This window comes from Amycolatopsis sp. NPDC114478, assembly GCF_055633805.1.
The window spans coordinates 320,674-333,504 of sequence record NZ_JBVKDO010000006.1 but is presented as its reverse complement, the minus strand read 5'-3'; the positions used below and the strand labels follow the sequence as shown (position 1 = coordinate 333,504).

Below are 12,831 nucleotides of genomic sequence, written 5' to 3'. Positions count from 1 at the left end.
GGACATGGACGACTACCGCGTCGTCGCGGACGCCCTCGCCGCGGACATCGAAGCCGGCCGCCTCCGGCCCGGCGACCGCCTCCCGCCGCAACGCCGTTTCGCGCGGCAGCGCGGGATCGCCGGCTCGACCGCCGCCCGCGTCTACGGCGAGCTCGTCCGGCGGGGCCTGGCCGTCGGCGAGGTCGGGCGCGGCACGTTCGTCCGGGCCGCGAAACCACCGCCCGAACCCGCGCTCGCCGAACCCGGGGACGCGCGCGTCGACCTCGAGCTCAACTTCGCCGTCCTGCCCGGGGAATCCGCGAAACTCGCCCAAGCACTGCAACCCCTGCTCCGCGACGACGTCCTCACCGCGGCCCTGCACCCGATCGGCGCCGCGGGCACGCCGACGGCGCGGCAGGCCGCGGCGACGCTGCTCACCCGCGGCGACTGGCGGCCGGACCGGGCGAACATCCTGTTCACCGGCACCGGGCGGCAGGCCATCGCGGCCGCGGTCGCCGCGTTTGTGCCGGTGGGGGAGCGGCTCGCGGTCGAGTCGCTGACCTACCCGGTGGTGAAGGGCCTCGCCGCCCGCCTCGGCGTCGAACTGGTGCCGATCGAGACCGACGAGCACGGCCTGGTCCCCGACGCGCTGGCCGCGGCCGGGCCGGTCCGCGCGCTGTACGTCCAGCCGACGCTGCACAACCCGCTCGGCACGACCATGCCGCCGAAGCGCCGCGAAGAGCTGGCCGCGGTCGTCGCCCGGCTGGACCTGCCGGTGATCGAGGACGGCATCTACACGTTCCTGCGCGACGACGTCCGGCCGTTCGCCGCGTACGCGCCGGAGCGGACGGTGTTCGTCGACAGCCTCTCCAAGCGCGTCGCCCCCGGTTTGACGGCGGGCTTCCTGGTGACGCCGCCGGCGTGGACCGCGCGGCTGGCGTCGTCGGTGCGGTCGGGCGCCTGGGCCGCGTCGCGCTTCGCCGTCGAAGCGGCGACGCGGTGGATCATGACCGGCACCCTCGCCGAAGTCGAAGCCGCGAAACGCCGGGACGCCGCCGCCCGGGCCGTGGTCGTGCGGGAGAAGCTGCCGGGCCTGCGCGGCGACGCCGCGTCCTACCACCGCTGGTGGGAACTGCCGGAGCAGTGGCGCGCGGAGACGTTCGTCGCGGCGGCGGCCCGGCGCGGCATCGCGCTGCTGCCGGCCGCGGCGTTCGCGGTCCTGCCGGGCCATGCGCCGAACGCCGTCCGGCTCGCGGTGTCGGCGCCGCCGGTGCCGACCCTGGAAGCCGCGCTCGACGTCCTGGCGACGCTGGCGAACGGCAGTCCCGACGACCTGTTGGCCGACTGACAGCGGGTGCCAGCCGCGTGCCAGTGCGGTGTGCGGGCCGCACCAGAGCGCCGCGCCACTCTTCGGTTGCCGCACAACGAACCGAAGGAGCACCATGACCGTCACGATCGTCGGCGCCGGCCTCGGCGGCCTCACCCTGGCCCGGGTCCTGCACGTCCACGGCATCCCCGTCACCGTCTACGAAGCCGAGCACTCCCCGATGGCCCGGATGCAGGGCGGGATGCTCGACATCCACGACTACAACGGGCAGCTCGCCGTCGAAGCCGCCGGCCTGGTGACCGAGTTCCGCGGTCTCGTCCTGGACGGCCGCCAGGCGATGCGGATCCTCGACCGGGACGGGAACCTGGTGTACGAGAAGGTCGACGACGGCACCGGCGGCCGGCCCGAGGTCCAGCGCGGCGAACTGCGGCGGATGCTGCTCGACGCGCTCCCCGCGGGCACTGTCCGATGGGGACACAAGCTCAGCGGGGTCCGCAAGCTCGACGACGGCGCCCACGAACTGACCTTCGCCGACGGCTCGACGGCCGTCGCCGATCTGCTGGTCGGCGCCGACGGCGCGTGGTCGAAGGTCCGGCCGCTGCTCACCGGCGCCACGCCGGAGTACGAGGGCACGGCGTTCGTCGAGACCTACCTGTTCGACGTCGAGACGAAGCACCCCGCCACAGCGGTGGCGGTCGGCGGCGGGTCGATGGTCGCCCACGGCGGCTCGCCCGACGACGGGATCAACGCCCACCGCGAGAGCGGCGAGACCGTGCACACCTACGTGTCGCTGTCCCGGCCGCTGGAGTGGTTCGCGGCCATCGACTTCACCGATCCGGCCGCGGCCGCCGCGCGGATCGCCGAAGAATTCGACGGCTGGGCCCCGGAACTGACGGCGCTGATCACCGACGGCGATACCGACCCCGTCCTGCGCCCGCACTACACGCTGCCGGTGGGGCTCCGCTGGGACCGCGTCCCGGGCGTGACCCTCGTCGGCGACGCCGCGCACCTCGCGCCGCCGAACGGCGAAGGCGCCAACCTGGCCATGCTCGACGGCGCGGAGCTCGGCCAGGCCCTCGCGGCGCACCCGGGCGACGTCGAAGCGGCCATCGCGCACTACGAGGAGGCGATGTTCGTCCGCAGCGCGACGCCCGTCGACGACGCCGTCCTCCTCGAGAGCCTGTTCGGCGACGACGTCCCGGAGAGCCTGCTCGAGCTGGTGCGGGGCGAGCGGGACTAGGGCGCGTACTTGCCCACGAAGCTGCCGCACGTGACGGCGCGGCCCGTGAGCCGGGCCTGGATCGCCTTCTCCAGGCCGAGGTAGTCGAACACCGGCGTGTCCGCCGGGATCGACTCCGGCACCGGGCCGCCCGTCGCGAGCTGCCGGATCGAGTCCGTCTCGAACAGCACCAGGTAGCCGCCTTCGCGGTTCAGCTCGTCCGCCGTCGCGAGCATGCGTTCGGGCGCGTCGCCGACGATCTCCAGCGGCAGCGGCCATTCGAGCGGGAACGGGTTGCGCAGGCCGAACGCGGGGTAGGCGAACGGGCTGTCCGGCAGGATCGCCGTCTTCGCGGCCGGGAAGCGGTCCAGGCACTCGCGGATCTGCCGGACGAACGTGTGCGTCGAGGGGTTGGTGCGGATGCCGGCCATCGCCGGGGTGACGTCGCCGAGGTCGGCGGTCAGCCGGTCGTGGCCGAGGTCGAGGTAGGCGGCCTGGTCGTGGCGGGCGACGACGACCCAGCCGCACACCGCCACCGCGGTCAGGCCCGCCGTCGCGGTCACCCAGCGGCGGGCCAGCCGCGGCCGCGGCGGGACGACGTGGCTCAGCAGCAGCAACGCCGTCAGGGCGAGGGTGCCGGTGAGCAGCGTCGGCGTGTCGTTGCCCCAGGACAGGCTGGTCATGAACCCGGTGGTGAGCACGAGCAGCCCGGCCCAGGGCACCTTGCGCGTCACGGCCGCGTTGACCGGCACGCTCACCGCGACGATCCACCACAGGACGTCCGCCCAGCGCGAGGAGCCGGTGAACCGGCCGTCGACGACGGTCCAGACGATCGCCGCCGCCCCGGCGAGCACCAGCACCCAGGACGCGATCCGCCCGGCCGCGCCGAGCCGGTCACCCGGCAGCCGGACGGCGAGCAGCACCACGGCGATCGCGGCGAAGAAGGCCAGCTCCCGCACGGGCGCCCGGGTCAGCGCCTCGGGGTCTTCCAGCCAGAGCCCGAGCAGGCGTTCGCCGTACGCGGGGACACCGCCGGTCAGCTGCTCGACCATCTCGGCGAACCCGCCGCCGAGGCTGACCCAGGCGACGTACAGCAGCCCGGGCGCGCCGAGCGCGAGGAGGTCGAGGACGAACCGGAGCACGCGCCGCCCGCCCGTCCGGGTGGCCGGGTGCAGCAGCAGCCACACCACCCCGATCACCGCGGCCAGCACGAAGCTCTGCTTGACGAACACCGCGCAGCCGAGCAGCCCGAGCCCGCCGCGGCGGGCGAGCGCGTGGTTCTTGCCGAGCCCGGTGTCGAGGGCCCAGGCACCGCACGCGGTGAGCGCGATGCCGTCGACGGTGTGCCAGGCCATCAGCGGGAAGGCGTTGAGGTTGATCAGCGACGCCGCCGCGACCATCGCCGTCATGCCCGGGCCCCACTCGAGGACGCGGCGTCGGGTGACGAGCGCGGCGAAGGCGATGGTGGCGACGATGATCTCGATCATCGAGAGGAAGCTGGACCCGAAGAACAGCGGCATTGGCAGCGCGAAGTCGGCGACGTGCAGCACGGCCGACCCGAGCGGACGCGCGGAGATGATGTCGGCGTGCGGGACTTCGCCGTGGAGGACGCGCCAGGCCTGGGCGAGGATGAAGCCCTGGTCGGAGGGGTGGAACCCGAAGCGGCCGACGCGCAGTTCGGTGGCGAGAGCGAGCACGAGGACCCAGCCGGCGTGGAGGCCCCAGCGCAGCAGCGGCCGGCGGGCTTTCACGGGCGCGGGTTCCGGGGCGGCGGTGCGCGCAGGACTCGCCACGTCCACGCCTGCCCGCCTTCCGCTCCCCGATCACGCCCGGAAAGCGATGGTAGCGGCCGGGCCCGGCACCGGCATGGACAGCACCACCGGGCCGCCGAGGTCCTCCGTCGAGGCGGGCGGCCGGAGCCGGGCGCGGGGCCCGGCTCCGGCCCACGGCTCAGCCGAAGGTGTGCCTGGCCGTGCCGATCGCGGCCGTCTCATCGGCCGCGGCGAATCGTTCCCCAGTGGTGATTTCCGGCATTTCGAACTCCCCAGTTCACGCCCGTACCGGTGTACGGGACTCGCGCGAGGGTAGAAGTACCGTCGTCTCCAGAGCCAGCGTTTCCGCGGAATTCGCGGGGATCAAGCACGACGGCGCCAGATCAGGCGGGTGATCGCCGCCGCGACCGCCGCCGGCGCGGGCCGGCGGGGCAGCCCGCGCGCCTCGGGCGCGGACTCCGGCATCGCCCGGTACGCGAGGTGCGCGGCGAACCGCGCGAGCTTCGGCGCGGCGAGCGTCGCCAGCTCGGCGGCCCGGCCCTCGGGCAGGCTCAGGATCTCCGGCCGCTCTTCCAAGGCCTTCACGACGAGCGCGGCCGCGCGCTCCGGGCTGCTCGACGGGATGCCGCGGTAGCCGGTCGGCGCGATCATCGGCGTCCGCACCAGCGGCATCCGCACCGAGGTGAACGTGATGCCGTCCGAGAGCGTCTCGCGCCCGGCCGTCAGCCCGAACTCCTCCAGCGCCGCCTTCGACGCCAGGTAGGCCGAGAACCGCGGGGTGTCGGTCTGCAGGCCCTGCGTCGTCACGTTGACGACGTGGCCGAACCGCCGCTCGGCCATCGACGGCAGGAAGCCGAGGATCAGCCGCACCGGGCCGAAGTAGTTGATCGCCATCGTGCGCTCGAAGTCGTGGAAGCGTTCGGTGGACAGCGCGACCGAGCGCCGGATCGACCGGCCGGCGTTGTTGACCAGCATGTCGACCGCGCCGTGGTCGCCGAGGACGTCCTTGACCAGCGCGTCGACGGCGTCGCCGTCGGTGAGGTCGTACGGGTAGGCCGCCGCCACACCGCCTGCCGCGGTGATCTCGTCGCGGACTTCGGTCAGCTCCGACTCCCGTCGCGCCACGAGGATCACCTTCGCGCCCTTGCTCGCCACGGCGAGCGCCGACGCCCGGCCGATGCCCGACGACGCGCCGGTGACCAGCACCGTCCGCCCGGCGAGCCCGTGCTGCCGCCGGGCGCGGTCGGGGTCGAGGTGGGCCTGCCAGTACCGGTGGAGCGGCGCCGCGTACTCCCGCAGCTCCGGCAGCTCGATCCCGCTGCCGAACAACGCGGTCGTCGTCCGCGCGGTGTCGAAGACGACGTCCATGCTGAGGTGCGGCAGCACGTCCAGCGGGATGCCCAGCTCGTCCAGGACGGCGGCGCGGGTGGCCCGGCCGCCGGGGACGCGGTCGACGCCGTTCGCCGCCGCGTGCGCGAGCCGGGTGCCGACCCGCCGGACTACGCCGGACGGCCGCGCCGGCAGCACGGCCCGGATCGTGGGGCCGCCCGCGGCGCGCGCGAAGGCGTTGTAGACGGAGTTGAGCGACTGCGGCCGCGCGGCGGCGAGGTGGTAGGTCGCCCCGGACGGCGCGTCCCGGTGCATCAGGAACTCCATCGCCTCGACGACGTAGTCGACGGGCACCAGGTTCGTCGCGCCGAGGTCGGGGGCGGCCAGCGGCAGCCGCGCCGGCAACGCCGCCAGCCGCGAGATGGCGGGCAGGAAGAAGTACGGGCCGTCGACCTTGTCCATTTCGCCGGTGCGCGAGTCGCCGACGACGGCCGAGGGCCGGTAGACGCGGAACGGCAGCGCCTGCTCGCGGACGAGCTTCTCGGCCTGGAACTTCGTCGCGTGGTACGGCGAGGAGAAGCGCTGCCCGAGGTCGAAGTCGGCCTCGGTGAACCGCCCGGCGTGGTCGCCCGCGACGGCGATCGAGGACACATGGTGCACCAGGTCCGCCCCGGCCGCGGCGGCGAAGGCGAGCAGGTGCCGGGTGCCCTCGACGTTGGCGCGCCGGTTGGCCTCCTCGTCCGCGGTCAGGTCGTAGATCGCGCCGAGGTGGACGACGTGGTCGAGGTGGGGCAGCTGCGCGGCATCGACGCCGAGCCGGGGTTCGGCGAGGTCGCCGACCACCGGGTGCAGCTTCTCCGCGCCGGGCCAGGCCGCGGCCAAGGCGGTCAGGCGCTCGCGGGAGGTTTCGCGGACCAAGGCGTGCACGGCGGACGTCTCCGGCCGCCGCAGCAGGCGGCCGACCAGGCGTTTCCCGATGAAGCCCGTCGCGCCCGTCACGAAGTAGGTCGTCATGGCCGGTCCCTTCGGTAGGGGACCGACTCTAACCTACTGGAAAGTAGGAACGGTAGTTGTCAGGTTTCCAGCTGGTCGTCGGCGGTCGCCACGACGGCGTCACGCAGGGCGGCGCGCAGCCGTCCGACGTCGAGCGGGCCCAGTACGGCCGCTTCACCCGGCGGCGCGACCAGCACCACCTTGTCGTTGCTGACGAACACCGTCACGTCCCTGCGCCTGCCGGCCAGATCCCGGCAGCCGACCGACCATTCGCCCCGACTCATGGTCGCCGCCCTCCGTTTTCTCTTCGTGGTCGTGCTTCCTGCGCAGGGGGGAGCGCCGCGCCGGGGCGCTATGACGCCGGTTCACCCGATCTGCCTACTCGCGAGTTTTCTCTTGCGCTTCGCGGATTTCCGGCGTATCCCCCGGTCGTGGCGACGTCCGTTCGGGAGTACCGTCCGCACCGTCTCGTCGACGTGGGAGGTCACTGATGTCGGAGCCGCGGAAGATCGTCATCGTCGGAGCGGGCCTGGGTGGCGCGACCGCCGCGGCCGCGTTGCGCGAGCGCGGGTACACCGGCGAAGTCCTGCTGATGGGGTCCGACCCGCACCGGCCGTACGAGCTGCCGGCGCTGTCGAAGGGCGTCCTGCTCGGCAACGGCGACGAGCCCGACTGGGTGCACGAAGAGAAGTTCTACGCGGAGAAGGACATCCGCTTCACCCCCGGCGTCACGGCGACCCGGATCGAGCTGGGCGCCCGCCTGGTGCTGGACGACGCGGGCGGCGAACACCGCTACGACCGCCTGGTCCTGGCGACCGGCTCGCGGCCGCGGTCGCTCCCGGTCCCCGGCGGCGACCTGCCGGGGCTGTACACGCTGCGCAGCCTCGACGACTCGCTCAAGCTGCGCTCGGCGTTCGCCGAAGCGGAGCGCGTGGTGATCGTCGGCGCCGGCTGGATCGGCTCGGAGGCCGCCGCGGCGGCCCGGAAGCACGACGCGGACGTGACGGTCGTGGACCCGGTGCCGGTCCCGCTGGCGAACGTCGTCGGCGAGACGGTCGGCGGCGTGTTCCGCGACCTGCACGTCTCGAACGGCGTGCACTACCGGCTGGGCGAGCAGGTCGCGGAGATCACCAGCGGCCCGGACGGCGTCCGCGGCGTGCGGCTGGCCGGCGGCGACGAGATCACGGCGGACGTCGTCCTGGTCGCGGTCGGCGCGGCGCCCCGGGTCGAGCTGGCCCACGCGGCGGGCCTGGAACTGTCCGACGACGGCGGGGTGTGCGTGGACGCGGGCCTGCGCACGGCGGCCCCGGACGTGTACGCGGTGGGCGACATCGCGGCGCACTTCCACCCCCGCTACGGGCGCCGGGTCCGGGTGGAGCACTGGGCGAACGCGAAGGACCAGGGCACGCACGTGGCGCAGAACCTGCTGGGGGAGAACGAGCCGTTCCTCGGGTCGCCGTACTTCTTCACCGACCAGTACGACCTGGGGTGCGAGTACCGCGGCCTCGCGGACCCGGCGTCGGACGAGCTGGTGGTCCGCGGAGACCTGGCTTCCCGGGAGTTCACGGCGTTCTGGCTGCGCGACGGCGAAGTGGCGGCGGCGATGAACGTGAACATGTGGGACGACGGAGACGCGTTGGGCGCGTTGGTCGACGGGCGGGCGAAGGTGACGGCGGAACAGCTCGAGACGGCGGATCTGGCGTCGCTGACCTGATCGCCCCGGTGGCGAAGTCCTGACGATGATGTCCGCGGCGCAGTATGGCTCGACGTTCGGCGACGTGCCGGGCGCGCACCCGCTGCAGCTGCCGACCTGGCCTTCGACCTACGGCCGTGGTTCGGGCGAGGCTGACTCGCGCCGCGTCAGCGCGAGGAAAGCCACCAGCGCCAACACCGCGAAGCCCGCCATGGTCGCGGCCATCGGTACCGCCGTCCCCGGGCCGCCGAGCCCGACCAGCGGTGTCGCCACCGCGCCCACCACGAACTGCAGCACCCCCAGCAACGCCGACGCCGCCCCCGCCGACCGCGCGTGGGACGCCAGCGCCAGCGAGCTCGCGTTCGGCATCACCAGCCCGATGCTCGACACCAGCAGGAACAACGACACCAACAGGAAAGCCAGCGGCGCCCGGGACAGCGCGGTTACCAAGACGAGAGCCCCGCCCAGAACCCCCAGCAGCAACCCGGAAAGCAGCAGGACGCGTTCGCGCACCCGCCCGACGAGCCGCCCGTTGAGCTGGCCCGCCAGCACGATCCCGACGCCGTTCGCGCCGAACACCACGCTGTACGCCTGCGGACTCAGCCCGTACACGCCCTGCAGCGCGAACGACGACCCCGAGATGTAGGCGAACATCGACGCGAACAACAGTCCCGACGCCAGCGCGTACCCCGCGAACGACCGGTCCAGCGCCAGCCGCCCGTAGGTTCGCATCACCTGGCCGAGCCGCGCCGGAGATCGCGAAAGGGACGGCTCGGGCAGGAAGAACGCCACCACCGCGAGCAGCAGCGCCCCGAACGCCGTCAGCACCACGAACACCCCGCGCCACGACGTCCAGTTCAGCAGCTGGCCGCCGATCAGCGGCGCCAGGATCGGGGCCAGCCCGCTGACCAGCATCAACGTCGAGAAGAACTTCGTCATCGCGGTGCCGGAGAACAGGTCGCGGACCGTGGCCCGCGCGATCACGACGCCGGCCGCCGCGCCGAGGGACTGCACGCCGCGCGCCGCCACCAGCAGCCATGCGTCCGGGCTCACCGCGCACAGCACCGACCCCACGACGTAGAGCACGAGCCCGACCAGCAGCGGGCGACGGCGGCCGAGGGAGTCCGACAGCGGCCCGACCACCAGCTGTCCCAGTGCCAAGCCGACGATGAACGCGGTGAGCGTCAGCTGGACCGTCGTGTCCGGCGCGTGCAGGTCGGCCGCCATCCGCGGCAGCGCGGGCAGGTACATGTCGATCGACAGCGGCCCGAACGCCGAGAGGCCGCCCAGGATGAGGACGAACTTCAGCCGCGACCGCCTGCTCGGCGCGGTACGTTCCGCCGTGGTGGTCATGCGCCTCCTGTCGGTCTCGACTTCGACCAGCGACGCGATGACCTGCGGTATTCCGGCCTGTGATCGGTGACACGCCGTACTCGAACGAGTACTGGACCGGTACTGATCCGATCAATTTTCCGGCCGATTGGGCGTCAGCTCTGGATCGAGCGAACCGGCTGCGATATACATCGGATGTCTGGTCGGGCGGGTGAAGGGAAAATCCGTGCAGCTTGTGCGTCTCGGGGAGCCGGGAAGTGAGCGTCCGTTCGTGCGTGCCGGCGACGGCACGACCTACGAGCTGGGCGGCCTGACCGCCGACATCGATGGCGGGTTCCTCGCCACCGGCGGCGTCGCCCGCGTGGCCGCCGCGCTCGCCGCCGGGGAACTGCCCGTCGCTTCGGAAGCCGGTCTCCGCGTCGGCTCGCCCATCGCCCAGCCGGGCAAGGTCGTCTGCATCGGCATGAACTACCGCCGCCACGCCGAGGAAACCGGCGCGACGCCGCCCACCGAGCCGGTCGTCTTCATGAAGGCGCCGGACGTCGTGGTCGGCCCCGGCGACGACGTCCTCATCCCGCGCGGGTCGGTCAGCACCGACTGGGAGGTCGAGCTCGGCGTCGTCATCGGCAAGACCGCGCGCTACCTCGACAGCGTCGAGGAAGCCCTCGAGTACGTCGCCGGCTACGTCGTCTCGAACGACGTCTCCGAGCGCGCGCTGCAGTTCCGCACCGCCCAGTGGGACAAGGGCAAGTCGTGCGAGAACTTCAACCCGCTCGGCCCGGCGCTCGTCCCGGCCGGCGAGGTGCCCGACCCGCAGGACCTCGGGCTGCGGCTGTGGGTCAACGGCGAGAAGAAGCAGGACTCGTCCACCAAGGACATGATCTTCTCCGTGGCCGAGATCATCCACCACCTGAGCCAGGTGATGGTGCTGCGGCCGGGCGACCTGATCAACACCGGCACCCCCGAAGGCGTCGCGCTCGGGCAGCCCGACCCGAAGCCGTACCTGCGCGACGGCGACGTCGTCGAGCTCGAGATCGACGGGCTCGGCCGGCAGCGCCAGGTCGCGAGGCAGGCCTGACCATGGCGAAGATCACCGGTATGGAGGTCCTCGACGTCCGGTTCCCGACGTCGAGGGAGCTGGACGGCTCGGACGCGATGAACCCCGACCCGGACTACTCGGCCGCCTACGTCGTGCTGCACACCGACGGTGGCCCGGACGGCTACGGCCTCGCCTTCACCATCGGCCGCGGCAACGACGTCCAGGCCGCGGCGATCCGCGCGCTCGCGCCGCACGTCGTCGGCCGGGACGTTCCGGAGGACGCGGCCGCGCTCGGCGACCTGTCGCGCACGCTCGTCGGCGACTCGCAGTTCCGCTGGCTGGGCCCGGAAAAAGGCGTCGCGCACATGGCCGTCGGCGCGATCGTCAACGCCGCCTGGGACCTCGCGGCCCGCCGCGCGAACCTCCCGGTCTGGCGGTTCGCGGCGCGGATGACCCCCGAAGAACTGGTGTCGCTGGTCGACTTCCGGTACCTGTCCGACGCGCTCACCGAGGCCGAGGCCCTGGAGATCCTGCGCCGCGCGGAACCCGGCCGGGCCGAGCGCGTCAAGCAGCTCGAAGCGCACGGCTACCGCGCGTACAGCACGTCGCCGGGCTGGCTCGGGTACGCCGACGCGAAGCTCGTGCGGCTCGCAGAACAGGCCGTCGCCGACGGCTTCGAGATGATCAAGCTGAAGGTCGGCGGCAACCTCGAGGACGACGTCCGGCGGATGAAGCTGGCCCGCGAGACGGTCGGGCCGGACGTCCGGATCGCCGTCGACGCCAACCAGCGCTGGGACGTCCGGGCCGCGGTCGACTGGATGACCGAACTCGCGCCGTACGACCCGTACTGGATCGAAGAACCGACGTCCCCGGACGACGTCCTCGGCCACGCGGCCATCGCGAAAGCGCTTGCGCCCATCCGCGTCGCGACCGGCGAGCACGTCCAGAACCGGGTGGTCTTCAAGCAGCTGCTGCAGGCGGACGCGATTTCGGTGCTACAGCTGGACGCCGCCCGCGTCGGCGGGTTCAACGAGAACCTCGCCATCCTGCTGCTGGCCGCCAAGTTCGGCGTCCCGGTGTGCCCGCACGCCGGCGGCGTCGGGCTCTGCGAACTCGTGCGGCACCTCTCGATGTTCGACTTCGTGGCGGTGTCCGGCACCGACGCGGACCGCTCGATCGAGTGGGTCGACCACCTGCACGAGCACTTCACCGACCCGGCCGTCGTCGAGCGCGGCCGCTACCTCGCCCCGACCGCCCCCGGGTTCTCCGCGCGGATGCACGACGCCACGCTGCGCCGGTTCCGCTTCCCGGACGGTCCCGAGTGGACGGAGACCGCAAGTGAGTGAATTCGAGGGCCTGGTGGCCGCCGTCACCGGAGGCGCCTCGGGCATCGGCCAGGCCGTCGCCACCCTGCTGGCCGAACGCGGCGCGCAGGTGGCGGTGCTCGACCTGAAGCCGGGTGACGACGGCTTCCGCTGCGACGTCTCCTCGGACGACGAAGTCCGCTCGGCCATCGACGCCGTCGTGGAACGCTTCGGGCGCCTCGACATCCTCGTCAACAACGCCGGGATCGGCGCGCAGGGCGACGTCACGGCCAACGACGACGACGAGTGGCACCGCGTGTTCGACGTCAACGTCGTCGGCATGGTCCGGCTCGCCCGCGCCGCGCTGCCGCACCTCAAGAACTCGCCGTCCGCGGCGATCGTCAACACCTGCTCCATCGCGGCCTGGGCCGGCCTGCCCAACCGCGCGCTCTACTCGGCCACCAAGGGCGCGGTGCTCTCGCTGACCCTGGCGATGGCGACCGACCACCTGCCCGACCGCATCCGCGTCAACTGCGTGTGCCCGGGCACGGCGGACACCCCCTGGGTGGGCCGGCTGCTCGACTCCGCCGCCGACCCGGCGGCCGAACGCGCGGCCCTCGCGGCGCGCCAGCCGATGGGCCGGCTGGTCACCGCCGACGAGGTCGCGAACGCGATCGCCTACCTCGCCAGCCCGCTGTCCGCCTCGACCACCGGCACCGCGCTCGCGGTCGACGGCGGCATGTACGGCCTGCGTCCCCGCGGTCCCGTTCACCACGACTGAGAAGACTTGATTTCCGCTGTCATCAAGGAGGATGCGGTGCGCGCTGTGCTATTCCAAAACAGG

10 protein-coding genes are annotated in these 12,831 nt (G+C 72.9%); 6 read left to right on the top strand and 4 right to left on the bottom strand.

Annotated elements, in window-relative coordinates:
- The first annotated feature begins 4 nt into the window (after positions 1-4).
- Positions 5-1,327 carry an aminotransferase-like domain-containing protein gene (locus ACZ7OH_RS20135; RefSeq protein WP_470282137.1) on the top strand — a complete coding sequence of 441 codons (1,323 nt, stop codon included), beginning with the start codon at positions 5-7 and terminating at the stop codon, positions 1,325-1,327.
- A 94-nt stretch (positions 1,328-1,421) separates the two neighbouring features.
- Entirely contained in the window at positions 1,422-2,546 is a 1,125-nt protein-coding gene (locus ACZ7OH_RS20130; RefSeq protein ID WP_470282136.1) for an FAD-dependent oxidoreductase, read from the top strand.
- Here ACZ7OH_RS20130 and ACZ7OH_RS20125 read toward each other — a convergent pair.
- The 3 genes from ACZ7OH_RS20125 to ACZ7OH_RS20115 all read right to left on the bottom strand — a co-directional run bounded on the left by ACZ7OH_RS20125 (position 2,543) and on the right by ACZ7OH_RS20115 (position 6,903).
- A complete protein-coding gene (locus ACZ7OH_RS20125; protein ID WP_470282135.1) occupies positions 2,543-4,324 on the bottom strand; it encodes a hypothetical protein in 1,782 nt (593 codons plus the stop codon). The genes ACZ7OH_RS20130 and ACZ7OH_RS20125 overlap by 4 nt on opposite strands.
- A 336-nt stretch (positions 4,325-4,660) precedes the next feature.
- Positions 4,661-6,640, bottom strand: a complete 1,980-nt coding sequence (locus ACZ7OH_RS20120) for an SDR family oxidoreductase (RefSeq protein ID WP_470282134.1) — start codon at positions 6,638-6,640, stop codon at positions 4,661-4,663.
- A 59-nt stretch (positions 6,641-6,699) separates the two neighbouring features.
- Entirely contained in the window at positions 6,700-6,903 is a 204-nt protein-coding gene (locus ACZ7OH_RS20115; RefSeq protein WP_372670508.1) for a hypothetical protein, read from the bottom strand.
- Between the two features lie 206 nt (positions 6,904-7,109).
- Here ACZ7OH_RS20115 and ACZ7OH_RS20110 point away from each other — a divergent pair, with 206 nt between their 5' ends.
- Positions 7,110-8,333, top strand: coding sequence for an NAD(P)/FAD-dependent oxidoreductase (locus ACZ7OH_RS20110; protein WP_470282133.1), 1,224 nt, complete (start codon positions 7,110-7,112; stop codon positions 8,331-8,333).
- Between the two features lie 108 nt (positions 8,334-8,441).
- Here ACZ7OH_RS20110 and ACZ7OH_RS20105 read toward each other — a convergent pair whose 3' ends face one another.
- Positions 8,442-9,665 carry a multidrug effflux MFS transporter gene (locus ACZ7OH_RS20105; protein ID WP_470282132.1) on the bottom strand — a complete coding sequence of 408 codons (1,224 nt, stop codon included), beginning with the start codon at positions 9,663-9,665 and terminating at the stop codon, positions 8,442-8,444.
- Between the two features lie 205 nt (positions 9,666-9,870).
- Here ACZ7OH_RS20105 and ACZ7OH_RS20100 point away from each other — a divergent pair, with 205 nt between their 5' ends.
- The 3 genes from ACZ7OH_RS20100 to ACZ7OH_RS20090 are packed head-to-tail and all read left to right on the top strand — an operon-like array spanning position 9,871 to position 12,768.
- On the top strand, positions 9,871-10,722 hold the full coding sequence (locus tag ACZ7OH_RS20100; protein WP_470282131.1) for a fumarylacetoacetate hydrolase family protein: 852 nt from the start codon (positions 9,871-9,873) through the stop codon (positions 10,720-10,722).
- Between the two features lie 2 nt (positions 10,723-10,724).
- On the top strand, positions 10,725-12,029 hold the full coding sequence (locus ACZ7OH_RS20095) for an enolase C-terminal domain-like protein (protein ID WP_470282130.1): 1,305 nt from the start codon (positions 10,725-10,727) through the stop codon (positions 12,027-12,029).
- The gene (locus ACZ7OH_RS20090; RefSeq protein WP_470282129.1) at positions 12,022-12,768 is read left to right on the top strand and encodes an SDR family NAD(P)-dependent oxidoreductase; all 747 of its coding nucleotides are present in this window, start codon (positions 12,022-12,024) and stop codon (positions 12,766-12,768) included. The genes ACZ7OH_RS20095 and ACZ7OH_RS20090 overlap by 8 nt, the downstream gene beginning before the upstream one ends.
- Positions 12,769-12,831 lie beyond the last annotated feature (63 nt).

Bases quoted from the DNA above. Each gene is read 5' to 3' on its own strand.
- ACZ7OH_RS20135 (WP_470282137.1), top strand. From the start codon at position 5: ATGGACGACTACCGCGTCGTCGCGGACGCCCTCGCCGCGGACATCGAA.
- ACZ7OH_RS20130 (WP_470282136.1), top strand. From the start codon at position 1,422: ATGACCGTCACGATCGTCGGCGCCGGCCTCGGCGGCCTCACCCTGGCC.
- ACZ7OH_RS20120 (WP_470282134.1), bottom strand. From the start codon at position 6,640: ATGACGACCTACTTCGTGACGGGCGCGACGGGCTTCATCGGGAAACGC.
- ACZ7OH_RS20115 (WP_372670508.1), bottom strand. From the start codon at position 6,903: ATGAGTCGGGGCGAATGGTCGGTCGGCTGCCGGGATCTGGCCGGCAGG.
- ACZ7OH_RS20110 (WP_470282133.1), top strand. From the start codon at position 7,110: ATGTCGGAGCCGCGGAAGATCGTCATCGTCGGAGCGGGCCTGGGTGGC.
- ACZ7OH_RS20105 (WP_470282132.1), bottom strand. From the start codon at position 9,665: ATGACCACCACGGCGGAACGTACCGCGCCGAGCAGGCGGTCGCGGCTG.
- ACZ7OH_RS20095 (WP_470282130.1), top strand. From the start codon at position 10,725: ATGGCGAAGATCACCGGTATGGAGGTCCTCGACGTCCGGTTCCCGACG.